A 23,185-nucleotide genomic window follows, 5' to 3' on the forward strand; every position below is an offset into this window, starting at 1 on the left:
CTTTTCTATTGCAAAATACAACCATTTTACTATTAATATATTTAGGATTTAAATTAGCTGTAGCTTCGAAAGAGGGTAACAAAGTTAAATCCTCTTAAAAAGCTGCAGTTTTTTAATGTAAACGTATTACAATGGTAAATGGTGAATTTTAAATTATGTACGATGAGGTACATTAGGAGGCAATTTTTTATGCAAAACGGTAAAGTAAAATGGTTCAACGCTGAAAAAGGTTTCGGTTTCATCGAAGTTGAAGGTGGAGACGACGTATTCGTACACTTCTCTGCAATCAATGGTGAAGGTTTCAAAACACTTGACGAAGGCCAAGAAGTTAACTTCGAAATCGTAGAAGGTAACCGCGGACCACAAGCAGCTAACGTAACAAAAGCATAAATCGCTTTACAAGCCCCAGACGATCTTTCGTCCGGGGCTTGTTTATTTTCTATAAATGATTAGCTTTAATCCTTTATTAGACCAATCATCCAATACATGATGCACAGACTGACATTGATAAGGATGGAACATCGTTTGACCATTTTTATTTAACAAAACCCTCTCATTAATCGCATAACAGCCATGAACAGGCGTGTCATTGTTGAACCACACAAATACATCCTCAGAATTCACGGTATTTCGACTGCTCACTTTTTTATATCCATACGATTCTAAAGAGGAAAGAAACTCATCGCCCACTACCCACGATTGTGCTAAGTGTTTTCTTCGAACAGCTTCCTTTTCAAGATTCATCAATGTAAAAGCAAAACAATTCGGTCCGTTGCATCCCGTAAAGGTATTAATCAAGGCTGAATTTGTTGTTACTTCTTCGTTTGTTTGTATCGAAACAGATGCAGATGAAATAAAACTTTTTGAGATGCTTTCTAGTAGCTTAAACCTAAAGGAAATAGGTAGCAGGTTCCAACTCCAACCTTGAAACACTACGATTTCTTCTCCTTCATAGTTTAGTGAAATTTCCTCCAAAATGGCTAAAGCACTTGGTTCAGGATTAATCTCTAAGAGCTCCCGAAATCTAAAATGAAAACCACGTCCATTTTCTACTTGGTCGAGAAGAAGTTCTATTTGCACGGCTTTATGAAGTGATAAAAATGATCCATTCGATACCTTTGCAATCCACTTGCATTTAGGATGAACATTCCATGTTAAGAAAGACGTTCGCTCATCAAGACTTAATTGGGAGTATCCATCTTCTCTAGAAACAGCTGTGAATTTCTTCGGTTTATTTTCAAAGAATAAGAGATCATAATTAGGTACAAATTTAGCGTCCCATTCTTCAAGAGCTTCTTCTGATAATCGGTTATTTTTCACTTGTTTTATTTCCAATTCTCACCCGCCCTTTCAATCAAAGTCTTATCAATTACGTTGCTTATTAGAAGAGAGCTTTTTACTAAGGAGTATTTCGTCATGAATAGGTATGTTTTGATGACCGGTTAATGGAGTCTCGGGCTTTACTTGACGAGCTAAATCAACCGCTCCCCTAGCAACATCTTTCATTCTGTATCGCTTTCGCTGATAAAATTTAAGAGCGCTAAGGTTATCGTTGGTTGTGATTACCTTTATTTCTGAACATTCATTCTCGACTGCCACAAGCTCTATTCTCATCAATAATCGACCGCCAATCCCTTCCTTTTCGATCAAACTATCAAGAGAAATAATTTCAACATGATCTTCATACAATCGATAGGTCGCAACACCTATTATCTCTCCAGCTGAATCATAAGCTAAGAATCCATCTAATTCACGTAAATTATACGTTCCGGTAGAGATCACCATTTCTGTGCTGCCCCACAATTGAACAAATAATCGGGACAACGTCTTTCTATTACAATAATTAATGGGCACAATACGGTATCCAGCAAAATCATAAGCCATTAGGGTGCAGTCGTTCCAAGAACCTTCATGCAATTCATGTTTAGGAAGGATACCTAAATTCGCAAAACCTACCTGCTGATAACATCGTATCGCCCTCTTATTCCAGTGCTGTGGATCCATGACTATAAGAGAACCTTTTAAAGTTCTTTCAATATAATACACAACTGATCGAATGAGCTTTTTCCCAATATTTTTATTCCAATATGAGGTTTCCCCGATAAACTGGTCCATGCCATATGACTGATCAGGGAGCTTGATCCCCTCTACCTCTGCTAACAAATAAAACTGTATGTATCCGATCGGAATATCATGAAACAACACAAGGCACCTTACTTCATCGTCTTCTATAAAATAATCTTCCAAAACTTTTTCTCTTGTATATGGCCGGTCTCTTCCTTCGTAATAAGCAAGAACTTGTTGATCTGTTAACCATTTTAATAGAAAGAGCTCATCCCCTTCTTGAAGATAACGAATACTTAACTCATCATGTTGGATAATGAAATTCATTTTTTAACCTCCACCACACGCTTCATTTTACAACTTATGTAAACTCCTAACCCTACTACTATCGGTACTTTTCGCATTAGAGTGAATGCCTGATTGTTGATCATTCAAAAAAAATTAAAAAAATACGCATAAACAGTAATACTTCTCCTCGTTTTAGGGTATACTAGTAAGTTTAGGTTGTATCAATACAAAGATGAGTGTGTTACACTTAGAGGAACTTATTAGAGATGGGACTTGATAAACATATATGGGAAAATACATGATTGACCACCAAAAACAAATTGTCCATAGGACAGCCTACGCTGGTGATGAATGTCATTTACCCGAGACGCCGATCAAAGATCGTTCTGAAGCCAACCATGAAGAAGAACTTCTCGTTTTTCTTAGACAAAAAGGCTATCGCAAATGTGCATCCTGTTTCTTTGGCTCAACTTTTGAAGAACATTATGAATTTGACACTCCTCCAAGATACGTATAAACGTTCATTGACTATATAAAGCAAATAAATCAATAGATAAATTTGTCAAAGACAAGGATCAGCTGATCCCTGTCTTTTTATTTTGGAATAGTTAGATATGATCGTTCATTTCTCAAGTTTAAGGTTGATTAATTTGAAAGAAGCGTTATATATCTGTTTCACCCTTTTATTGTGAGCGTTTTCAAGATATAATGCAATTGGTCGCTCTTTTCTGAACACTTTTTCTATTCAAGAGTTTGTATTTTCATGTTACATAAAAGGGGTTGATATGTTATATTCATAATTATGTTTTTATAAAAATACGTTTTAGTTGATAGAAAATCCGTTGCAAAACGACAGAGGTGACACTACGTGAACAGTACTCATCAAAGAAAAGTAACTTCAGAAGGATTATTAAAATTTATTATCCCATCTCTCATTGGTATTTTCTTATTCATGATTCCCATACCAAATGATGAAGGTGTTACGATTCCAATAGCAAAACTAGCTGGTTGGCTCCAGGGCCTATTTGGGACAGCTATCCCTTTCTCTCTTCCCGCAATTATGACCATTGTTATTACAATTACAGCAGTACTTAGTTTCCTAGCAGTAGTAGCTAAACCTGATTGGATTACGAAGAGTTCATTCCTGACAAGTCTATTACAAGTATCAGGTATTTGGTTGCTTGCTCGTATTCTGGGTATGATTTTCGCGATATTAACACTATTTAAAATTGGTCCAGAATGGGTTTGGTCAGACGCGACTGGAGGATTATTACTAAATGATCTTATTCCTATTCTTTTTTCTGTATTTTTATTTGCGGGGCTTTTCTTACCTCTTCTACTAAACTTCGGTTTGTTAGAATTTTGCGGAACACTTCTTACGAAAATCATGCGTCCGATTTTCACTCTACCAGGTCGTTCTTCAATTGACTGTCTTGCTTCCTGGATGGGCGATGGTACAATCGGTGTTCTTCTAACGAGTAAACAATATGAAGATGGTTATTATACGAAACGAGAAGCAGCCGTCATTGGCACAACATTCTCGGTAGTATCGATCACTTTTAGTATTGTTGTACTTCAACAAATGAAACTTGAGGAATACTTCTTACAATATTATTTAACGATTGTGTTAGCTGGAGTTGTGGCAGCTGTTATTATGCCGAGAATCCCACCCCTCTCGAGGAAACCCGATACTACTTACGAAACAGAATCAGATGCGCCTGATGATACGATACCTGAAGGCAAATCTCGTTTTCAGTGGGGAGTAATCCAAGCAACAAGAACAGCGGTAGATAATCGTGCCTCGAACGTTATCAAAGGCGGATTTCAAAATGTACTCGACATGTGGATGGGCGTTATTCCAATTGTTATGGCGATCGGGACCATTGCTTTAATTATTGCTGAAACAACACCACTATTCAGTTACCTTGGTGCTCCGTTCGTTCCTATTCTAAATTTAATGCAAGTTCCTGAAGCCGCTGAAGCAGCTCAAACTATGGTAATAGGTTTTGCAGATATGTTCTTACCAGCCATAATTGGTGCAGATATCGAAAGCGATCTTACTCGATTTGTTATCGCGAGTCTGTCTGTTACTCAGTTAATTTATATGTCTGAAGTTGGTGGCTTGCTCTTAGGATCAAAAGTTCCTGTACGTTTTATTGACCTATTTATTATTTTCATTGAACGTACGATTATTTCTTTACCTATTATTGTAGTCATGGCACATATTATTTTTTAAATTAGTAAATCCGGGACAAATAGTTCCGGATTTTTTATTTTGTTTCTTGCTATTATTTATATAATTGATACTTTTATAAACCATTTATATATTTTATATTATAAATACGGTATATGAAATTTTTCGTTTGCGTAAAAAAACAGCGGCATACTAGCCGCTGTTCCCTTATTCTTTATCAAACAAAATAACAATTTTCCCTTTAGCATGATGTGATTCACTTAGTTCGTGTGCTTCCTGAATGCCTTCTTGACTAAATGGGAAACGGTGACCGATCGTCGCTTTAATATGACCATTTTCCATCAATGAAGAAATTTCATTTAACTGTTCTCCATTTGGTTCAAGCCATACATTTCCTGAGCGAATGCCTTTTTCCTTGGCTTTCTCTTTATCAGGTTCTCCTACAATCGAAACCAATCGACCTCCGCCACGGAGAACTGTAAAGCTTTTTTCTTGGATTTCGCCACCCATCGTATCAAGAACTACATCATATTCTTCTAATTCTTCTGAAAAGTCCTCTTCACGATAATTAATAACTCGATCTGCTCCAAGTGACTTTAGATAGGCTTCGTTTTTGCCACTCGCTGTTGTCGCAACATATGCCCCTTTATGTTTTGCAAGCTGGATGGCAAAACTACCGACACCACCGGACCCAGCATGAATTAACACCTTTTCATCTTTTTGAAGATCAGCGAAATCAATTAAGCACTGCCATGCGGTTAAACCTACAAGCGGAACCGATGCTGCTTCTTCATAAGAAATATTATCTGGAATGAAGGCAAGCAAATGATCATCTACCACGACTTCTTCTGCATATGTACCATTTGCAGTTGTTGCTGGCCTTGCAAATACTCGATCTCCTTCTTTGAAATCTTCTACGGCTGAGCCTACTTCTTTTATGACACCTGCAATATCCCAACCAAGGATAATTGGAAATTGAAAAGGTAGCATTTCTTTCAAGTAGCCTTCCCTCAATTTCCAATCAATTGGATTGATCGACGTTGCATAACTCTCAACAACAACCTGGTTTTCTCCTGGAGAAGGTGAGGCTACCTCTTTTTCAACTAACTGATCTTTTCCTCCATACTGTTCAATAACAACTGCTTTCATAGTAGAAAACTCCTCTCAATCATTGATTCTCTACTATGTTCCCGTTATATCCCTCATTCTAAACAGACTAACTTTCAATACGACCGAATTTTGACAGTGTTATTAAGTTCTGAACTGTTAAAAATCCCTGCCATTCTTTTTTTGCGCCTTCCCAACTGTCTTCGTATTGTCCCCATGACCAACTTGGTTCCCAACTGCCATTAGAAAGTTGTTTTTGAATTAAATAATCCAAATTCACTTGAAGCTCTTGATTGAGCTCTTTAGCAAAAGGAGATTGATCAGACTCAACAAGAACAACGGGTTGTACACCATAATGATCCCATTTTTCAGGACGATCTATGATATATGGCAATTTCTGCTTAATTTTCTCGTGAATTTTTTTGTTAATCTTACCACCAGCTAACTGAGCTAAACGAAGATAGCACTGTACCTCATGAATTTCGTATTCATTTAGGCTATCCAGGTGATTCATCACTTTAGCCAATGATTCTGAAGTGATCGAATAATTACTCCCATAGTGTAAAAAATACCCTACAATTTCTGCATCGGGATTGGCAGAATAAGCGACATCTCCTTCCGTTACCTTCCACCACGGAGCGTGTGGCACTGAATTCACTGAATGAGGTACAGCTTGCCAACTCTGCTTTTCAACTTGATATGTACTTCTCAAATAGTGAAGACCATCCTTAACAAACGGGTGATCAGAATCGAGGTCAAGCTGAGTCATGTATTGAAAAGCAACTGAGGTTGCCATAGGAGAAGACTCTTTCAGGCGAAAATCAGGTTCAAGATTGTTCCCAAATCCCCCATCTTTATTTCGGAATTCTTCCAGTTCTTTCAGCACACTTTCTTTGTCGCCATTTCCTTTCCAAAAAGCAAAATACTCTCGATCAACCGGCCTCGCATGATTACGAACAAAGGAACACGCTGCTTCAAAACGTTCTTGTGATAATATCTTCACATTAATCAACCCTTTCTACTTTTTCGGTCACTTATAGCTAATTTCTGGACAACGTTGTCATTTCCTTTTATCCCTACTTGAATTTATTTGTAAGAATAAGTAGAGTGTTATTAGAAAGAAGATTTCGACAAGGAGGATACTTATGAATATTATAATTTTTGGTGCTGGTGCACTTGGTACATATTTCGGGTCAAGATGGTCTGAAACTGGTGAAAACGTCTCCTTTTATGTTCGTGAAGGAAGAAAAGCGCAAATTGAACAAGAAGGGCTACAAATAATAAGTGTAAAAGGTAATACGAAGGTGCGCTCTCCTAAACTCATCACAAATGCGTCTGAAGTATCTTCCGTTGACCTTGTTCTTCTGGGCGTTAAAGGGTATCATCTTGAAGATAGTCTTCCAGTTCTCAAGGAGCTTGTTGCGAAAGGAGCAAAGGTTCTTCCTATACTAAATGGAATTGAACATATTTCCATCCTCAAAGATGAACTCGGGGAAGAAGCAGTACTCGGTGGATTATCGTACATTATTGCTACTCTTGATGACCATGGACACGTACAACACACGAGTGAACTACATGAACTAATCTTCGGTCCGCTCCACCCTTCTCAAGAAGAAATCTGTGCTTCATTAAGCAAAATAAATGAGCATGCGAATTTTAATTCTCAATTAACTTCAAACATCGAAGAAGAGATGTGGAAAAAGTATATGTTCATTTCAGCGATGTCTGGTGTAACTACGGCTGGAGATTTTCACACGGGCATCATAAGAGATGTACCCGAAACCCTCAAACTAGTTGAAAATGTGATGAGTGAGATCAGAACACTTGCATCACAGTATGACATACACATCAATCAAGAAGATATTGATCGCCGCATGAAGTCATTCCAATCCCTTCCTTACGAAGCGACTTCCTCCATGCATCAAGATAAAAGAAAAAAGAACAAGCTAGAAGTCGAGCATCTTCAAGGAGGGGCACTTCGTCTTGCTGAGCAGGTGCAGATGAAACTTCCTTATACAGAGACGCTATATCGTTTAATGAAACCGTACGAAAACCAAATGAAATAAAACAGCATAAGAAAAAGCGAGGATTCACCCTCGCTTTTTTCTTATGCTTTTACTTTTGCTTCTGAGGAAAATAATTTCTTTGGATTTTCTTCAAACAAAATCGTCAACGTTTCGTCAGATATTCCAGCTGCCTTCAATTTAGGAATGATTTCTTCAAAAATATACGCTGGTTGCCAATTAGCCATGATTTTTTCCACTGCCTCTGGAAGAACTGGTGGGCGGCCCATCCAATAGTTTACGGTATCATGTGAGAGCATGACTTGGTTTTCAAATCCGCTATTCAATAACCCAATTAATGTAATAAGACGTTCTTTATCATAAGGAGCCCCAACGAGTCCCTGTATGCCAAAGCGGTCAAAACCGATATTTACCCCCATTTCTAATGTCTTCAAATGATAAGCAGCATCTGTATTTCCACACATATGACCAATGATGATGGATTGTGGGTGGACACCTTCTTCAATCAAAAGCTGTGCTTGCTCTGGCCCCATTGTCCCCTCTTGTGTATGCGTTAAAATTGAAATGCCCGTTTCTTTATGAACACGTGCAGCGGCTTTAAAAAACATCATTTCATAATCTGTGATTTGATCTTTACTAGAGGCTAGTTTAATAACCCCTGGTTTAATTCCAGTTGTTCCAATCCCATCCGAAATTTCCTTGCTAAACATCTCATAAATATCTTCTTCTGCCGTTCCAAGACCCTGTCTAAATTTGAAATAAGGGGTCGCACCTTCCCCTTCATAGTAGTATCCGGTCGCACAAATTATTTGTAGTCCTGTTTCAGTTGATATTGTTCGAAGAAGTTCCGGATTTCTACCACACTCGTTCGGCGTAGGATCCACTACCGTTTTCACACCGTGTGCCATGACACTTTCGGCAACTGATATACCTACCTGAAGTGCTTCTTGAAAATCAAATGCGCCAAGAGAAACATCCCCACTAAAACCTGGATAACCAAATGCAAAATGCTCATGAACTAGCGTTTTCCCGAGCTGATCTACCGGAATTGGACCCGTCACTGTTTCTACTGTTTTCCCCATATTATTTCACTCCTTCTGCTTTTTGGCGCTCGTTATCCTGGAGTTTTCTCCATAAAATCTTTCCACTACTCGTAGTTGGAAATGCATCCATAAACTCAATCATTCTTGGATATTTATAAGCTGCCATTTGTTCTTTTGACCATTCGATAATCTCTTCTTCCGTGACTTTTCCTTTATCACCCTCATTTAGAATGACAAAAGCTTTAACTGTTTCACCTCGACGAGGATCAGGAACACCGACAACGCAAGCTTGCTGAACAGCTGGGTGCTTATATAAGATTGACTCGACTTCTGTTGGCCACACTTTAAAGCCCGAAGCATTGACCATTCGCTTTACGCGATCAATCATAAAAAAGTATCCTTCTTCATCATAGCGTCCTATATCACCCGTTCGGAAGAAAGACTTCCCATCAAGGTCTATAAACGAATTGCGATTTTCATCCTCTCGATTATAGTATGCATCAAACACTTGTGGGCCGTTCACTACGATTTCACCTGGCTCACCTGGTCCAAGCTCTTTCATTGTATTAGGATCGATTACACGAGCATCCACGTCGAATGAAGGAACGCCTAAGCATTGAAGTTTTGGAAAATCAGGTGGATTGAAATGAGTGTGAGATATCGTTTCAGATAAACCATACCCTTCTATAAATCGTAAGCCTGTTAAGTTATATAATTTCTCCCCAACAGCTGCTGGTAATGGAGCACCGCCCCCAGCTAGTATTTTTAGGGATGAAATTGAATAGTTTGGTAGATTAGGGTTTGATAGAAAATCAATTAGCATTGTACTAATATTAACCCAGTTAGCAACCTCATATTTTTCAATGTATTTAGCAGCCAAATCCCGATCCCAACGTGTCATGACTACCATTGGAGCCCCGCTATAAATGGGGGCATGCATGCTGTGAAGCATACCTGTCACATGAAATAAAGGTAGCGTTACAAGATGCATGCCATCTGCTGTGATATTCATCCATTGAGATGCTCCTACAGCATTTGCTTGAAGCGTGCGGTTTGGATGAATGCATCCTTTTGGAAGACCCGTTGTACCAGATGTATAAGGCATGACCGCAACGTCATGAATAGATCTTACATATTCTCCGGGTGAATGTTGGTGATTGACGGCATCTTCCCACGTATAACGATTCGGCTTGTCCACTCTTTTAGCTTCTAGTGAAACTTCTGCTGGTATATCGCTTTCGTTACCGGCATAGTGAGAATAAGCTGCCGTGATAACATTAGTAAGTGTGGTTGACCCTACTAAAGGTTCTACCTTTTCATAGAGCTCCTGACCTACGATTGCGGTTTTAATATCGCAATCCTTAATATAGAAAGAGAGTTCCTCTGCTGTTAACATCGGATTAATGGGAACAACGACAGCATTCGCTCTTAGGATCGCATAATAGGAAATGATAAACTGTGCAGAATTTTGCATGAAAAGAAGAACGTTTTCACCCTCAGTGACCTTCAGCTGCTCAAGAAAAGCAGCCGTACGATCAACTTCCGCTAGTAGCTCTTTGTATGTTAGTGTTGCTCCGTAATAAATTATTGCTTCTTTATTCGGATATCTTTTGGCAGAAACAGCGAGGTTATCATAGATAGTCGTTTCAGGAACGGTAAGTGAATATGGTACTCGTTTAGGCCAGAATTTAAAATGATTTGTTTGCATTTTTTCGATCCCCTTTCAAGTCCACTTAATTTTCTATCTTAACTACTTTTCCGTCTTCAACAGCTCCGATAGCTGGTTTCCAGTCAAATGCACCACCGTTATAAATGCCAGTTAAATGCCAAACCATTTGCTCGTCGGGAAGTGATTGAACGCCTGCATCCATGCTTTCCATGATTTTGGCTGGATCGTCAACTGACCCGGCTTCTTTCATCGCATTTACGATGACATGCATCGCTTGATAGTTAAATGCACCTTCAGCAGTAGGAATCCGCTCGAATCGTTCTTTGTATTGACTAATAAAATTCTCTGCCCCTGGAGCATCACTATCAATAATTGGAAGAGCACCTATCGTACCTTCTAACTGATCAAGCCCGCCTAGTACAGGCTCAATTTCTTCAATTTTTGACTGATCCATCAGCATGAAACCGCCTTCAAAACCAAGCTCTCTTGCTTGTTTAATCACGAGCGCTGTAGGCTGCGAAGGTCCTCCTACAAACATTACGTCAGGATTGTTGCTTAATGCTTTTGTAACGATAGAGAAGAAATCTGTATCCTTACTAAAATCAATAGAGCCTTCAAATACAACTTCTCCGCCATTTTCTTCCCATACCGGCTTTAATGCTTCTGTCCAATCTTTACCGTATTGAGAGGAAGTAGGCAGAAGAGCTATTTTCTTTCCAAATCGCTCCATTTGATAGTCTGTAAAAGGCTCAGGATAAGCATTGTAAGCTGGCGGAATCCCTAATGTCAGCGAATTATTTTGTTCCATAATTTTCGGTTCACTCGTATAGCCTGCAATAAGAAAGTCTTCTTGTTCGTTAAATACTTGAGTAGCGAATACGCCTCCACTATGAGGAACGAAAATAATTGGTGTATCATTTTCTTGTACAAGTCTTCTCGCATTTGTACCTGTTTCATTCGGTAGATATTGATCGTCTAGTGTCACAAGGTTAATGCCATATTGTTTGCCATTCACTTCGAAACCTTCTTGATTAATCTCATCTACGGCCATTTCTAATCCGCTCAACGTATTTTCCCCATAATATGCTGCAGGTCCACTTAGTGGGCCACTAAACCCAATGTTGACCGTGTTCTCTGCAGAAGATGTTGCATCTGCATTTGTACTAGTGTCTTTTGATTTATTTTCATTAGAAGATCCTTCTGAATTACTGGAGTTACTAACGGACCCCGCCGCACAACCGCCCACAACCATCAGTCCAATTAACACCATCATGAATACAAAAAGCTTCATCCCAATTTTCATCGTTATCCCCCTATACTAATCGATTCCAATTATGCTCCAATATAAGCTTTTCGAATCTCATCATTAGACAAAAGTTCTTCCTTACTTCCTTCTAGTACAATTTTGCCACTCTCAATGACATAACCCCGATCAGAAATCTGGAGTGCTGCATTTGCATTCTGCTCTGCCAGCAGAATCGTTGTTCCCTGCTCATTGATATCCTCGATAATGTGGAACATTTGCTCAACGATCAATGGTGCTAGACCTAATGATGGTTCATCCAGGAGAAGGACTTTCGGCTTGGCCGTTAATGCGCGACCTATGGCAAGCATCTGCTGTTGACCACCACTAAGAGATCCAGCTGCTTGATGGCGCTTATCGTATAAGATAGGAAAAAGAGAATATACCTCCTTTAACTGATTTTCCATTTCCTTTCGATGCTTTCGATGAACATAACTACCCATCTTCAGATTTTCATAGACAGACATTTGTGGAAATAACTTTCTCCCTTCAGGACACTGGACTATGCCTTCCTTCACAAGAGAGTGAGGCGGTTTTCCCGTTACCTTGCGATCCATAAATAGAACATCACCAGATACTGGCTTCATCAAACCACTGATCGTTCTAAATATAGTGCTCTTTCCTGCCCCGTTAGCTCCAAGTAAAACAACCGTTTCTCCTTTGTTAACATTTAAGGAAATCTGGTGAAGAACGTTCGATGCACCGTAGTTGACGTTAATTGTGGATAGCTGGAGCATGCGCTGCACCCCCTAGATAGGCTTGAATCACAGCTTCATTTTGGCGAATTTCCTCTGGTCGCCCTTCTGCAATTTTCTTCCCGTGATTCAAGACCACAATTTGATCAGCTAGACTCATAATCATCGGCATCTTATGCTCAATAAGACAAACCGTAATGCCGTGGTCAGCCATCTTCCTCATTAAATACGCAAGTCCATCTGTTTCATCTGGATTCACTCCGGCAGCTGGTTCATCAAGAAGAACCATTTCGGGATCAGTCGCTAAAGCTAGAGCAAAAGCGAGTCTCTTTTTTTCTTCCTGTGATATAAGGGTTACAGGATGTTCAACAACATGCATCATTTCAACAAACTTTAGCGCTTCTAATGCCTTTTCGTAGGACTTTTTTTCTTCATCTTTTTCTCTTTTCGTACGGAAAAGCGCATCCCATATTCCGGATTTGGTACGAAGCCTATGGCCGATCAGCACATTATCTAGAACAGTCGATTGCTCAAATAAGTTTGTTGTTTGAAAAGTTCTTCCTATTCCTAGTCTTGCAATTTGCTGTGGAGGTAACTTTGTAATCTCTTTTCCTTTGAAATTAATTCTTCCAGATGTCAGTGGGTGTATCCCACTAATCAAGTTAAAAAAAGTTGACTTCCCGGCGCCGTTAGGTCCAATGATTGCTGTAATGGTCCCTTTTTCTATAGACACATTCACATCTTCAACAGCCGCTAGTCCCCCGAAGCGCTTCGTGATTCCTTCTGTTGAAAAAAACATTATCCTGCCTCCCCTACGTTCCTTTTAACATCACGCTCTTCCTTAGCGGTTTTCACCTTTTTCTGCCGCTTTTTTTGCATATACGCTTGAATACTACCTGTTATTCCACGAGGGTAGTATAAGACTAATAAAACAACTACAGGACCGAAAATGAGCATTCGATACTCTTCAAGAAACTGCAAGGATTGCGTAAGAGAGACGACAATGAGCGTGCCAACAATCGGACCTGCTAGAGTTCCAATCCCTCCCACAAGAAGGTACATCAACATCTCGAACGTAACGGTAATAGCTGAGATTTGTGGGCCGATAAACCGAATAAAAGACGCGTACAAAGCCCCAGATAATCCAGCAAATAATGCTGATAGGGTAAAAGCAAGCAACTGATTTTTCATGATTGAAATACCAATCGTTTTCGCAAGCTCTTCACTATTACGGATCGCAATAAATGTCCTACCAAGTAATGAATGTACGATGCGATAACAAAGAAAAATCGTAAATGATAGAAAAAATAGAGCCAGATAATACTGAGATGTTAACGTATCAAAAGTGACGGGACCGATACTCCCAGGAGCGGGAATTCCAATTAACCCTCGAACTCCTCCAGTTAAACTATCCCATTTATCTATTAGGAGATAGATGATAACGCCTACACACATCGTATAAATAGCAAAGAAATGTGATTTCGTTCGAAGAGCAACCACACCGACAATAGCGCCTGCTATAGAGGTGATCGCGACAGCAAGAAATAAAGCCACCCAATAAGGCATTCCAGCTTTTGTTGTTAGTAATCCAACTCCATATGCTCCTATTGCAAAAAATCCTGCATGAGCGAGAGATAAATAACCCACATACCCCGAAATGATGTTAAAACCGTAGACTGCAATGGACCAAATAAACACAAGTGTCAGTAATTGCAGCACATACATATTTGGAAAAATTAGCGGAAAAAGAACAGCAACACACGCTACCAAAAGTAAGAGGGTTCGTTTTGAGAGAACATTTAGCATTACTGAACCCCCTTAGTAAACAACCCGGTCGGCTTGGCTGTGAGAATCACAACGAGTAAGAGAAACGCAATCACATCTTTATAGTCAGAGGATATGTACGTTGCTCCAATGCTCTCCGTTAATCCAAGTAAATAACCTCCAAGTATGGCACCAGGGATACTCCCCATTCCACCAATGATGATGATGACAAATGCTTTCATGATGACGAGGTTTCCCATAGTCGGGAATACGAGATTAATTGGCGAAGCAAGTGAAGCTGCTGCAGCCGCTAAACCACCAGCAATCGCGAACGTGAGCCACGCTACCTGATTTGCATTAATTCCTACTAGAAAGGCCCCTTCTCGATTTTGAGCCATGGCAATAATAGCTGCCCCAATCATTGTTTTGGTTAAGAAAAAATGAAGCGCAAGCATAAGGATCACGGCTGCCACGATAATTAAGAGTCTTTGCAGAGTTACTGTTAAACCGAATAAGTTAACGACAGAACCATATGGGGTGTCCATTCTGTGGTATTCTGTACCCCACATAAATTGACCAAATGCTTCTAGAAAAAGAAGGATACCAATGGCCGCAACCATCATTCTCATCCCATCAGCGCCTTCTAACTTTTTGAAAATAAGCTGTTGCGTCACTACTCCAAGAAGAGCAACGACAGCAATCGATGCAATGATAGCGATCCAATAGTGAAAACCAAAACCTACCATCATCATTAAAGTAACGTAAGCACCCACCATATAAAAAGCACCATGAGCAAAATTGGGAACATGTAAAATACCGAAAACCAGTGTTAAACCAAGGGCGACAAGCGTGTAAACGCTTCCAATTGTAAGTCCGTTAAAAATCTGCTGGAAAAGGAGCTCCATGTTATTCCTCCTCTATTAGATAGGATCCAGACTAAGGGGACGGCGGACTTATGAAGAGGATTCAAGATGTGGGAATTAATCTGGATTGAAGAAATCTTCAATCCAGATTAATAAGTTTATTTACCTTTAAATTGAGGAGCACGTTTTTCTTTAAACGCATTTGCGCCTTCTTTGTGATCTTCTGTCGTTACCATTAAAGCCTGAGTAATACGTTCTTGTTCAAGCACTTCAGATAAAGATGAAGTGAGTGAAGCATCGGCAATCTTTTTAATAAAACCATATGCTTTACCAGGACCTCTAGAAAGCTTATCAGCATATGCCATTGCTTCTTCCTCTAAGCTAGCTAAAGGATAAGTTTGATTTACAATATTTAATTGTTTCGCTTCTTTTGCAGTAATAGGCTGGGCAGAGAAGAAAAGCTCTTTCGCCTTATAAGGACCGATTAAACGCGGAAGGAAAGATAGTCCCCCACCATCTGAAATTAATCCGACCTGAGAGAAACTTAATACGAAACTACTATCTTCTGCTGCTAGAATAATGTCACTAGCGAGCGCTAGATTAAATCCTGCTCCAGCAGCAAAACCATGAATAACTGAAATAATCGGCTTCTCAAGGTCCCTCATCGTAATAACCAGTTCATTTAACTTACCAATATGTTCATAAACTTCTTTTGAAGAAGTATCCCCCATCGTTTTTACATCACCACCGGCACTGAAAGAACGGCCAGCACCTGAAAGCATAACAACTCGAATGTCGTCGTTTTCTTTCGCATCTTGAATTGCTTTTGTTAGTCCTAAGATCATTTCGGGACTAAACGCATTTAGCGCTTCAGGTCGATTAAGTGTAAGATGAAGCACAGCACCATGTACATTTACTTTAAGATGATCCGTTTTTACTGTTGTTTCCATTTTTTAACACTCTCCTTATTTTTTATACGATGAGCCAGCCACCGTCGACTAATAGATCAGATCCAGTCATATAACTCGCTTCAGGTGAAGCAGCAAATGAAATAACGTTTGCAATTTCTTCAGCCTGTCCCACTCGATTCAAAGCGGTATTTCGCTTAATTGACGCCTCAAACCTTTCATTCTTCAAACCGTCTTCTGTTAACGGAGTTTCAACAAATCCAGGGGAAACTGAATTCACTCGAATGTATGGGGAAAGTTCTACCGCCAGTGCTCTTGTAAAATTAATAACGGCTGCTTTCGCTGCACTATAATGAGGAATTTGTGCACCAGCCTTATGCCCTGATAACGAGGCTACGTTCACGATAGAGAAATCTACCATTTCTTCCTCTTTCTTTGCGGTTTCTAGCATTAATTTCCCCAGCGCCTTCGAAACGAGAAAAACACTTTTTAAATTCACATTTTGTGCATGATCCCAATTTTCTTCCGTCATTTCAAGAATGGGGGAACCTTGAGACCCTCCAGCATTATTAATTAATACATGAAGAGTTTCAGTACTTTCTTTAACGAATGTTGTTAGGTGATCAATTTGTTCCTGCTTTGTTACGTCAGCTACAAAAGTAAGAACTTTTCCTTCAAGTTCTTTAAGCTCGTTAGCCGTTTGCAACAGCTTAGCCTCTGTACGGCCAACAAGAATAACCGTTCCTCCTTCACTCGCTATCCGCTTTGCAGTCATGGCACCGATTCCGCTGCCACCCCCGGTTATCACTGCCGTTCGTCCTGAAAACCTTCCCATTTCTTTCACCGCTTTCTAAACTTCGTACTTTAATTTATTGTAGCTTTGTTTTGCAATTAGTCGATTTCGTTCTAGCGAACTTCCAAAGTCATATTTCGAAAGTTCTTGAATAATTAATCCTAATGTTTGTTCCTTTTCATCTTGAGAGAGTACGCTCATAACCAGTTTGCGAGCTGACGTTTCTACTTGCAAAAGAGCTTCTTCAAGGAAAGTTCTAGCTAGCATCTGCTTCAAATCACCGACTGATTCATCCTTCTTAAATGCTCGGAGAACTGCAGCTTCACTTGCATAAAGCATAATCGCTATATTCGCAAGCTTCATAAGGGATTCTTGATGCTCCATCAGTTCTTTACCATGCTCTTTGTAGGCTACACCTGCACATACAAGAAATACATTTCGTATGCTTTGAATAGCCGCTTCTTCATTTAATAAACGATTGTTCGGCTGCATTAATGCCTGCTTCGCTTTTTCAATGTGCTCTTCAAGAAGAATTTCGCCTTTCATCGCTTTCTTAAATAAATTTCCTGGTATTAACAAACGATTCACTTCATTCGTTCCTTCAAAAATTCGGTTGATTCTGGAATCGCGGTACATCTGCTCAATTGGGTATTCCTGAATAAATCCTGCCCCGCCATGAAGTTGTAATGACTCATCAACAACTTGATCGAGCGTTTCAGATCCAAATACTTTACAAATAGCGCACTCCACGGCATACTCCATCATTTGCTTTCCAACAATCCTGTGGTCTTCTTCGTCATATAAACCTTCCATCGCACCTTCAAGTAGAGAGGCTGTCCGATATTGTAGTGATTCTGAAGCATAAATTTTAGCCATCATCATCGCTACTTTTTCTTGAGTAGCTGAAAAACCGGCAATGGTTCGACCAAATTGTTTACGCTCACTTGTATGTTGTAACGCCAGTCCTAGAGCATGTTTTGCTCCTCCAGTACAAGCAGATCCCAGATTAAACCTTCCCAAATTCAAGACATTAAGAGCAATAACGTGACCTTTCCCTTTATCACCAAGAAGGTTATCAATTGGAACTAGGCAATCTTCTAAAATAACCGATCTTGTCGATGATCCTTTTATACCCATCTTCTTTTCTTCTGGCCCAAGAGAAATACCTGGAAAATTCTTTTCTACGATAAATGCCGAGAAGTGCTTTCCGTCTATTTTGGCATAAATAATAAAAGTATCTGAAAAGACCGCATTCGTGATATAAAGCTTTGTCCCATTTAAAATATAATGAGTGCCTTCCTCATTTAAAATAGCCGTGGTTTGGGATGCAAGGGCATCAGAGCCTGCGTTAGGTTCAGTTAAACAGTAAGCACCAATGTATTCGCCTGAAGCGAGTTTCGGTAAATAATGATTCTTTTGTTCCTTCGTTCCAAAATGTGTAATTGGAAGCGTAGCGATGCAAGTGTGGTTGGATTGAGCAACGCCATAACTACCTGTCCGGCCAACCACTTCTCCTACAATCCCTTTGGAAACTTTATCTAGTCCAAGACCACCATATTTCTCAGGAATGCTATGACCGAGAAGACCAAGATCACCAGCTTTTTTTATCAAAGTTACAACCTTGTCAAACTGTTGATTTTCAATCGATTCTCTATGCGGTTCAACCTCTTTAGTAATAAACTGGTGAGCTGTTTTGGCAATCATTTTATGTTCATCGGTAAAATCTTCTGGTGTGAATATTTCTTCTGAACTAGAATGTTGAAACATAAAATCCGCACCAGAACGACTAGACTTGGTTTGTGTCATGATGAACCTCCTCTCGAACCACCGTTTTTTGCGCCTTCACATAAGGGACGATTGAGAAAATCCCTTCGGAAGCAACAAAACTTACTTCTTCTTCAAATCCGTACCTCTTAATCATTTCACCGACTCGCGAGGAAAGTAACACGTCCTCACCGCTTTTCGAACTACCTTCATAAAATGAAACAGCAGCACGTGAGGAATCAGTAAGCTCCCAATCGTGAGTAGTAAGCATATGATGTATAAGATATCCAGCACCGTAGAAGTCCTCCAAGGCAAATTCACCGGATGAACCCGAGCAAACAATCACAATCGTTTCCTCTCGGTGACTATCATTGAGCTTTTTTGCGATGGCATGACCGTTCAGTAACGAAGCCACATACACTCGTTTAGCTTCTCTCGTTCGTTTAATTGCTACGGTTCCATTTGTAGTTGATAATATTAACGTTTTTCCTTTAACAGCTTTCTTTAATTGCAATGGATTAGGATCTAGAAACCCTTCAATTGTTCGCCCTTCATACTCACCTGAAAGCAAATAACTTCCTTCAGGTAACGTTTTCGCTTCTTGCAATGCTTCGTGTTGATCTAGAACAGGAATAACCCGTTCTGCACCAAATTCAAGTGCTGAGGTTATGGTTGATGTTGCTAGAAGAATATCAAGCACAACCGCAATTTTTTCTTCACTAATTTTTGCCTGATCAATATCTTCCTTTTTTAAAACGACATGTATTTTTCCCATATGAACTCCTAACGCTTTACTTTGGCATTGTCACGAGCATGTGCAATTAAACTCGCTACAAACTGATTAAGATGACGAAAGCGTTCATCCGATGTTTGACCCATTTTCCAGCGATAATAGATTTGCTGACAAATGACAGCAAGTTTGAAATAAGCAAATGTTAAATAGAATTTCATTTGCGAGACATCACGCCCTGATTTAGTAGCATAAGACGCAATAAATTCTTCTCTCGTCATAAATCCATTCATAACAGTTACCGGTGCTTTACCCATGCCCTTTTTTAAGATTTCTGGGTCATCTTGGTGCAACCAGTACCCCATTGCGGCACCAAGATCAGCCAGAGGATCACCAACGGTTGTCATTTCCCAATCGAATAAACCTACCATTTTGCTATAGTCTTCCTGATCAAACATCGCATTGTTTAATTTATAGTCGTAGTGAATCACAGTAAGGCTTTGTGATTTAGGGATATTCGAAGCCATCCATGTCGTCAATTCATCAATACCAGGAATATCATCTGTTTTCGAGCGGTTATATCGTTTGATCCAGCCGTGCACCTGACGTTCCATGAAACCATCAGGGTGAGTTACTTTACTTAAATTTGTCCGCTTATAATCAACACTGTGCAAATCAACTAGCGTATCTACCATCGTTTCTGAGATCCTTCTGCACAACTCTTCAGTAGGTTGAACGCCATCAGGAAACGAGGTGTCAAGCACAATTCCCCTTCTTCTTTCCATAAGAAAGAATGGGGCATCAAGTAAAGTTTCATTATAGATGTATGGTTTTGGTGCTAGTGGGAAAACGGGATGTAATTCTCTTAAAATCGTATACTCTCGTTCCATGTCATGCGCTTTTGGAGCAACTGGACCAAGAGGCGGTCTTCTGAGAACTGCTTCCCACTCACCAATCGATAGCTGATACGTCAAATTTGAGTGACCTGTTCCAAACTGTTCAACTATGAGAGGATCATCACTCAGATGTTCAATGTTTTCCTTAATATACCTCTCTAGTTTCTTTAGATCGAGCTGTTCTCCATCTCGGACAGGTATCGTATCGTGTGAATAGGTCATACGCCACTCTCCTGATTACGTAATATTCAGTCATTTACCCTTAAAAAACACCACGCTTATAGCAGTTGATAAGATTCCTCAAGCTTACTTCGCAATTCGTCCGGTATAACTTCGCTTACTTGTTTCTTAAAATCATAATAGACGACAGTCGCTTCACCTTCAGCTACTACACCATCACTTTCCGTATCCTTTATATAGTGCATGAGCGTAAAGCTTTTTGTGCCAATTCGCTTAACAGTCGTTTCTACATGAAGTGACTGTTTAAAATAAGCTTGTTTTAGAAAATCACATTTCGTAGAAACGAGAATAAATGGCCAAGCGTCTGTTCCAGAACGTTTACCTAGATAATCAAAAAATTGTACACGTGCTTCCTCGAGGTATATAAAGTAGCTTGTGTTATTAACATGGCCAAGCGCATCCGTTTCACAAAATCTTACTCTCACACTTGTATGAACGCTCATATCGATTCCTCTTTTCTATTACTTATGAGTAAAAGCAGGCTTTCTCTTTTCGATAAATGCTTGAACGCCTTCTTTAATGTCATCTGTTTGGAAAACTTCCTCGAATAATTCCGCCTCAAGCTCAACAGCTGATTCAATTGGAAGATGAGCTCCTTTATTCACAGCGTGTTTAATTCGTGATAAAGCCTGTAGGGATTGTCCGGTTATTTTGGCAGCAAGCCCCTGCGCATAAGCCATTCCCTGGCCCGACGGTACAACGTGATTTACTAGGCCATATCGATCGGCTTCTTCTGCAGAAATCGGTTCTCCTGTAAACATCATTTCTTTTGCTTTTGCTTCTCCAATCAGTCTAGGGAGCCGCTGAGTTCCCCCACCACCTGGGAAAAGACCTAGCTTTATTTCAGGAAGTCCGAGTTGAGCATGCTCTTCAGCAATACGCATATCGCATGTCATCGCAAGTTCACATCCACCGCCGAATGTTAAACCATTAAGAACCGCAATTGTTGGCTTAGGAAAGTGATCAAGATAGTTTAATACCTGATGAGTTTCCATCACGATATCTTTAAACCCTGTATGTCCAATCCACTCAGGAAATTCCTTAATATCTGCACCAGCCATGAATGCTTTATTACCAGCACCTGTTAAAATCACTGCAACAGCATCTTGATTGGCTTCTAACTCTGTAAATACTTCAAAAAGTTCTGTAGATACTTGCTTACTCAACACATTTAAAGGGGGATTATTAATCGTCACAACCGCTGTTTTCTCATGAATTTCATACGTTACCATTTTCATTAATTCTTCACTCCTTCTTTTGTATAGTCATACCAGCCTTTACCTGTTTTTCTTCCTAATGTTCCAGCTTTCACTTTATCTTCTATCGCCTTTGAAGGTTTATCCTCTGGATTACCTGTTTCATTATAGCGTTGCTGCATCACGTAATAACCTACATCAATTCCTGATAAATCCATCAATTCAAACGGACCGATCGGATGATTTAAGGCTTTTCTACAGATGAGGTCAATATCTTCAAAATCAGCGATGCCTTCCTCATATAAATACATCGCTTCTTTTTGTAAGGCACCAAGAATGCGATTCGCAACAAAACCGGAAATCTCTTTCTTTAACAATACACCTGTTCGATTAATTTGCTCACAAACAGCCATTGTAAGCTTAGCTGTTTCTTCCGACGTTGCATCGCTCATAACAACTTCCACACAATCCATCACTAGTGGTGGGAAGAAAAAGTGCATATTGACAACTTTATCTTTACGATTCGTTGCGGACGCAATTAACGAGTTCACAATCGTTGAACTATTCGTAGCAAGAATTGTATTCGGATCAGCTAGTTGATCAAGCTTTTCAAATACCTCTCGCTTCACATCTAACTTCTCTACAATTGCTTCAATGATGAAATCAGCTTGAACAGCAGCTTCTTCAAGACTAGTCGTGAATTGCAGCCGTTCAAATGCTGCTGATTTTTGTTCTTCGGTTATCTTCCCTTTTGATACCCACTTTGACATAATTCCTTCAAGCTTTTCTCCAGCTTCTTTTAGTGCTTTTTCATTGATATCTTGAATGGTTGTTTCATAGCCACCAAGTGCACAAAGCATCCCAATTTGGTGACCCATTGAACCTGCTCCCAATACTGTAATGTTCTTGACTTCATCGATTTTCATACCTTTTCCTCCTTAATTAACTAACCGGTTAGAATGTTCGGGTCGAAAGCGTTTACATTATAGTGAAATGAGAAAGGAAAGCTTATTCGCTTTCCTCTATTCCGTTTAGTACCATATCAACCAAAATGCTAGCTACTTCCTTATCTGAAACTGGACCGTTTGGTTTATACCACTGATACGTCCAGTTTGTAATGCCAAGAATGGCAAACGTCACAATCCCAATATTGAGATCACTTTTGAATTCTCCGTTTTCAACACCTTGTTTTAAGAGATCCTGAAAGTAATAGCGAATTTGATCACGTTTTGGAAGAATTTCGGCTAAGTTTTCTTCTTTCAAGTTTTTCATCTCACGGAAGAAAACTCGTGCACTATGACCTTCTAATTCGACGTTGTGAATTAACATGTACACCATATCGTATAGCTTAGTTTTACAATCTTTCGACACATCTTCTAAAATTTCCTTTTGTTGCTTAATCATTCCGTCAATATAAGAAGAGTGAATATCCATCAGCAATTCTTCTTTACTCTTAAAATAGTAATAAAATGTGCCCTTCGTTACGCCAATGGCATCGACAATATCTTGAATTGACGTTTCACTAAAGCCTTGCTTCTCAAAAAGCTCAATACTTTTGACAGTCAGTTTGTGTTTCATGCTAGTACCCTCTCAATCTATCAATGTTCATTGATTAAGATTATATCATATGGAGGCTACTCAGAA

Annotated in this window: 24 protein-coding genes; 4 read left to right on the plus strand and 20 right to left on the minus strand. The window is 39.6% G+C overall.

The features are described from left to right. The first annotated feature begins 189 nt into the window (after nucleotides 1-189). The gene (cspD, locus tag ACIFPW_RS06020; protein WP_048309367.1) at nucleotides 190-390 is read left to right on the plus strand and encodes a cold-shock protein CspD; all 201 of its coding nucleotides are present in this window, start codon (nucleotides 190-192) and stop codon (nucleotides 388-390) included. Between the two features lie 42 nt (nucleotides 391-432). Here the strand turns inward: cspD and ACIFPW_RS06025 are convergent, their stop codons facing one another. Next, the gene (locus ACIFPW_RS06025) at nucleotides 433-1,335 is read right to left on the minus strand and encodes a hypothetical protein (RefSeq protein ID WP_430242824.1); all 903 of its coding nucleotides are present in this window, start codon (nucleotides 1,333-1,335) and stop codon (nucleotides 433-435) included. A gap of 30 nt (nucleotides 1,336-1,365) precedes the next feature. Next, nucleotides 1,366-2,391, minus strand: coding sequence for a GNAT family N-acetyltransferase (locus ACIFPW_RS06030; protein WP_430242827.1), 1,026 nt, complete (start codon nucleotides 2,389-2,391; stop codon nucleotides 1,366-1,368). Nucleotides 2,392-2,650: 259 nt separating this feature from the next. On the opposite strand from ACIFPW_RS06030, the gene ACIFPW_RS06035 reads away from it, so the two are divergent. Both ACIFPW_RS06035 and ACIFPW_RS06040 read left to right on the plus strand, forming a co-directional pair. Further along, complete coding sequence (locus ACIFPW_RS06035; RefSeq protein WP_430242829.1) at nucleotides 2,651-2,869, plus strand: hypothetical protein; 219 nt, start codon at nucleotides 2,651-2,653, stop codon at nucleotides 2,867-2,869. 351 nt (nucleotides 2,870-3,220) lie between these two features. Beyond that, nucleotides 3,221-4,588 (plus strand): YjiH family protein, encoded by a 1,368-nt coding sequence (locus ACIFPW_RS06040; protein WP_430242832.1) that lies wholly within the window; start codon nucleotides 3,221-3,223, stop codon nucleotides 4,586-4,588. Nucleotides 4,589-4,753: 165 nt separating this feature from the next. Here the strand turns inward: ACIFPW_RS06040 and ACIFPW_RS06045 are convergent, their stop codons facing one another. Next, the gene (locus ACIFPW_RS06045; protein ID WP_430242833.1) at nucleotides 4,754-5,695 is read right to left on the minus strand and encodes an NADP-dependent oxidoreductase; all 942 of its coding nucleotides are present in this window, start codon (nucleotides 5,693-5,695) and stop codon (nucleotides 4,754-4,756) included. Between the two features lie 67 nt (nucleotides 5,696-5,762). Next, nucleotides 5,763-6,656 (minus strand): hypothetical protein, encoded by an 894-nt coding sequence (locus tag ACIFPW_RS06050; protein WP_430242835.1) that lies wholly within the window; start codon nucleotides 6,654-6,656, stop codon nucleotides 5,763-5,765. 142 nt (nucleotides 6,657-6,798) lie between these two features. On the opposite strand from ACIFPW_RS06050, the gene ACIFPW_RS06055 reads away from it, so the two are divergent. Further along, complete coding sequence (locus ACIFPW_RS06055) at nucleotides 6,799-7,719, plus strand: ketopantoate reductase family protein (protein WP_430242837.1); 921 nt, start codon at nucleotides 6,799-6,801, stop codon at nucleotides 7,717-7,719. A gap of 41 nt (nucleotides 7,720-7,760) precedes the next feature. On the opposite strand, the gene ACIFPW_RS06060 is transcribed toward ACIFPW_RS06055, so the two are convergent. From ACIFPW_RS06060 to ACIFPW_RS06135, 16 genes are all read right to left on the minus strand, one after another. After that, the gene (locus ACIFPW_RS06060) at nucleotides 7,761-8,759 is read right to left on the minus strand and encodes a phosphotriesterase family protein (RefSeq protein ID WP_430242839.1); all 999 of its coding nucleotides are present in this window, start codon (nucleotides 8,757-8,759) and stop codon (nucleotides 7,761-7,763) included. A 1-nt stretch (nucleotide 8,760) separates the two neighbouring features. Then, nucleotides 8,761-10,428 carry a long-chain fatty acid--CoA ligase gene (locus ACIFPW_RS06065; RefSeq protein ID WP_430242840.1) on the minus strand — a complete coding sequence of 556 codons (1,668 nt, stop codon included), beginning with the start codon at nucleotides 10,426-10,428 and terminating at the stop codon, nucleotides 8,761-8,763. 25 nt (nucleotides 10,429-10,453) lie between these two features. Then, nucleotides 10,454-11,692, minus strand: a complete 1,239-nt coding sequence (locus ACIFPW_RS06070; RefSeq protein WP_430242841.1) for an ABC transporter substrate-binding protein — start codon at nucleotides 11,690-11,692, stop codon at nucleotides 10,454-10,456. A 29-nt stretch (nucleotides 11,693-11,721) separates the two neighbouring features. Continuing rightward, the gene (locus ACIFPW_RS06075) at nucleotides 11,722-12,429 is read right to left on the minus strand and encodes an ABC transporter ATP-binding protein (protein WP_430242843.1); all 708 of its coding nucleotides are present in this window, start codon (nucleotides 12,427-12,429) and stop codon (nucleotides 11,722-11,724) included. Continuing rightward, a complete protein-coding gene (locus tag ACIFPW_RS06080) occupies nucleotides 12,407-13,186 on the minus strand; it encodes an ABC transporter ATP-binding protein (protein WP_430242845.1) in 780 nt (259 codons plus the stop codon). The genes ACIFPW_RS06075 and ACIFPW_RS06080 overlap by 23 nt, the downstream gene beginning before the upstream one ends. Beyond that, a complete protein-coding gene (locus tag ACIFPW_RS06085) occupies nucleotides 13,186-14,193 on the minus strand; it encodes a branched-chain amino acid ABC transporter permease (RefSeq protein ID WP_430242848.1) in 1,008 nt (335 codons plus the stop codon). The genes ACIFPW_RS06080 and ACIFPW_RS06085 overlap by 1 nt, the downstream gene beginning before the upstream one ends. Continuing rightward, nucleotides 14,193-15,056, minus strand: a complete 864-nt coding sequence (locus ACIFPW_RS06090; RefSeq protein ID WP_430242851.1) for a branched-chain amino acid ABC transporter permease — start codon at nucleotides 15,054-15,056, stop codon at nucleotides 14,193-14,195. The genes ACIFPW_RS06085 and ACIFPW_RS06090 overlap by 1 nt, the downstream gene beginning before the upstream one ends. 116 nt (nucleotides 15,057-15,172) lie before the next feature. Then, nucleotides 15,173-15,964, minus strand: coding sequence for an enoyl-CoA hydratase/isomerase family protein (locus tag ACIFPW_RS06095; protein WP_430242853.1), 792 nt, complete (start codon nucleotides 15,962-15,964; stop codon nucleotides 15,173-15,175). 22 nt (nucleotides 15,965-15,986) lie between these two features. Further along, the gene (locus tag ACIFPW_RS06100) at nucleotides 15,987-16,757 is read right to left on the minus strand and encodes an SDR family NAD(P)-dependent oxidoreductase (protein ID WP_194221796.1); all 771 of its coding nucleotides are present in this window, start codon (nucleotides 16,755-16,757) and stop codon (nucleotides 15,987-15,989) included. Nucleotides 16,758-16,772: 15 nt separating this feature from the next. Continuing rightward, nucleotides 16,773-18,521 (minus strand): acyl-CoA dehydrogenase family protein, encoded by a 1,749-nt coding sequence (locus ACIFPW_RS06105; protein WP_430242857.1) that lies wholly within the window; start codon nucleotides 18,519-18,521, stop codon nucleotides 16,773-16,775. Further along, nucleotides 18,502-19,254, minus strand: coding sequence for a 2-phosphosulfolactate phosphatase (locus tag ACIFPW_RS06110; protein ID WP_430242859.1), 753 nt, complete (start codon nucleotides 19,252-19,254; stop codon nucleotides 18,502-18,504). The genes ACIFPW_RS06105 and ACIFPW_RS06110 overlap by 20 nt, the downstream gene beginning before the upstream one ends. Before the next feature lie 8 nt (nucleotides 19,255-19,262). After that, nucleotides 19,263-20,327 (minus strand): phosphotransferase family protein, encoded by a 1,065-nt coding sequence (locus tag ACIFPW_RS06115; RefSeq protein ID WP_430242860.1) that lies wholly within the window; start codon nucleotides 20,325-20,327, stop codon nucleotides 19,263-19,265. Between the two features lie 56 nt (nucleotides 20,328-20,383). Continuing rightward, nucleotides 20,384-20,788: an acyl-CoA thioesterase gene (locus tag ACIFPW_RS06120; protein ID WP_430242862.1), complete on the minus strand. Its 405-nt coding sequence runs from the start codon at nucleotides 20,786-20,788 to the stop codon at nucleotides 20,384-20,386. Nucleotides 20,789-20,806: 18 nt separating this feature from the next. Then, nucleotides 20,807-21,583 (minus strand): enoyl-CoA hydratase, encoded by a 777-nt coding sequence (locus ACIFPW_RS06125; RefSeq protein ID WP_430242864.1) that lies wholly within the window; start codon nucleotides 21,581-21,583, stop codon nucleotides 20,807-20,809. Continuing rightward, nucleotides 21,583-22,467: a 3-hydroxyacyl-CoA dehydrogenase family protein gene (locus ACIFPW_RS06130; protein ID WP_430242866.1), complete on the minus strand. Its 885-nt coding sequence runs from the start codon at nucleotides 22,465-22,467 to the stop codon at nucleotides 21,583-21,585. The genes ACIFPW_RS06125 and ACIFPW_RS06130 overlap by 1 nt, the downstream gene beginning before the upstream one ends. A gap of 82 nt (nucleotides 22,468-22,549) precedes the next feature. Beyond that, nucleotides 22,550-23,119, minus strand: coding sequence for a TetR/AcrR family transcriptional regulator (locus tag ACIFPW_RS06135; RefSeq protein ID WP_430242867.1), 570 nt, complete (start codon nucleotides 23,117-23,119; stop codon nucleotides 22,550-22,552). Nucleotides 23,120-23,185: the final 66 nt, after the last annotated feature.

Source organism: Pseudalkalibacillus sp. NRS-1564 (genome assembly GCF_050467905.1).
GTDB classification, from domain to species: domain Bacteria; phylum Bacillota; class Bacilli; order Bacillales; family Guptibacillaceae; genus Guptibacillus; species Guptibacillus hwajinpoensis_B.

Coding starts and splice junctions, on each gene's coding strand:
- ACIFPW_RS06120 (WP_430242862.1), bottom strand. CDS start 20,788: ATGAGCGTTCATACAAGTGTGAGAGTAAGATTTTGTGAAACGGATGCG.
- ACIFPW_RS06055 (WP_430242837.1), top strand. CDS start 6,799: ATGAATATTATAATTTTTGGTGCTGGTGCACTTGGTACATATTTCGGG.
- ACIFPW_RS06095 (WP_430242853.1), bottom strand. CDS start 15,964: ATGGAAACAACAGTAAAAACGGATCATCTTAAAGTAAATGTACATGGT.
- ACIFPW_RS06085 (WP_430242848.1), bottom strand. CDS start 14,193: ATGCTAAATGTTCTCTCAAAACGAACCCTCTTACTTTTGGTAGCGTGT.
- ACIFPW_RS06130 (WP_430242866.1), bottom strand. CDS start 22,467: ATGAAAATCGATGAAGTCAAGAACATTACAGTATTGGGAGCAGGTTCA.
- ACIFPW_RS06090 (WP_430242851.1), bottom strand. CDS start 15,056: ATGGAGCTCCTTTTCCAGCAGATTTTTAACGGACTTACAATTGGAAGC.
- ACIFPW_RS06075 (WP_430242843.1), bottom strand. CDS start 12,429: ATGCTCCAGCTATCCACAATTAACGTCAACTACGGTGCATCGAACGTT.
- ACIFPW_RS06100 (WP_194221796.1), bottom strand. CDS start 16,757: ATGGGAAGGTTTTCAGGACGAACGGCAGTGATAACCGGGGGTGGCAGC.
- ACIFPW_RS06125 (WP_430242864.1), bottom strand. CDS start 21,583: ATGAAAATGGTAACGTATGAAATTCATGAGAAAACAGCGGTTGTGACG.
- ACIFPW_RS06070 (WP_430242841.1), bottom strand. CDS start 11,692: ATGAAAATTGGGATGAAGCTTTTTGTATTCATGATGGTGTTAATTGGA.
- ACIFPW_RS06065 (WP_430242840.1), bottom strand. CDS start 10,428: ATGCAAACAAATCATTTTAAATTCTGGCCTAAACGAGTACCATATTCA.
- ACIFPW_RS06030 (WP_430242827.1), bottom strand. CDS start 2,391: ATGAATTTCATTATCCAACATGATGAGTTAAGTATTCGTTATCTTCAA.
- ACIFPW_RS06045 (WP_430242833.1), bottom strand. CDS start 5,695: ATGAAAGCAGTTGTTATTGAACAGTATGGAGGAAAAGATCAGTTAGTT.
- ACIFPW_RS06080 (WP_430242845.1), bottom strand. CDS start 13,186: ATGTTTTTTTCAACAGAAGGAATCACGAAGCGCTTCGGGGGACTAGCG.
- ACIFPW_RS06135 (WP_430242867.1), bottom strand. CDS start 23,119: ATGAAACACAAACTGACTGTCAAAAGTATTGAGCTTTTTGAGAAGCAA.
- ACIFPW_RS06060 (WP_430242839.1), bottom strand. CDS start 8,759: ATGGGGAAAACAGTAGAAACAGTGACGGGTCCAATTCCGGTAGATCAG.
- ACIFPW_RS06110 (WP_430242859.1), bottom strand. CDS start 19,254: ATGGGAAAAATACATGTCGTTTTAAAAAAGGAAGATATTGATCAGGCA.
- cspD (WP_048309367.1), top strand. CDS start 190: ATGCAAAACGGTAAAGTAAAATGGTTCAACGCTGAAAAAGGTTTCGGT.
- ACIFPW_RS06035 (WP_430242829.1), top strand. CDS start 2,651: ATGATTGACCACCAAAAACAAATTGTCCATAGGACAGCCTACGCTGGT.
- ACIFPW_RS06115 (WP_430242860.1), bottom strand. CDS start 20,327: ATGACCTATTCACACGATACGATACCTGTCCGAGATGGAGAACAGCTC.
- ACIFPW_RS06105 (WP_430242857.1), bottom strand. CDS start 18,521: ATGACACAAACCAAGTCTAGTCGTTCTGGTGCGGATTTTATGTTTCAA.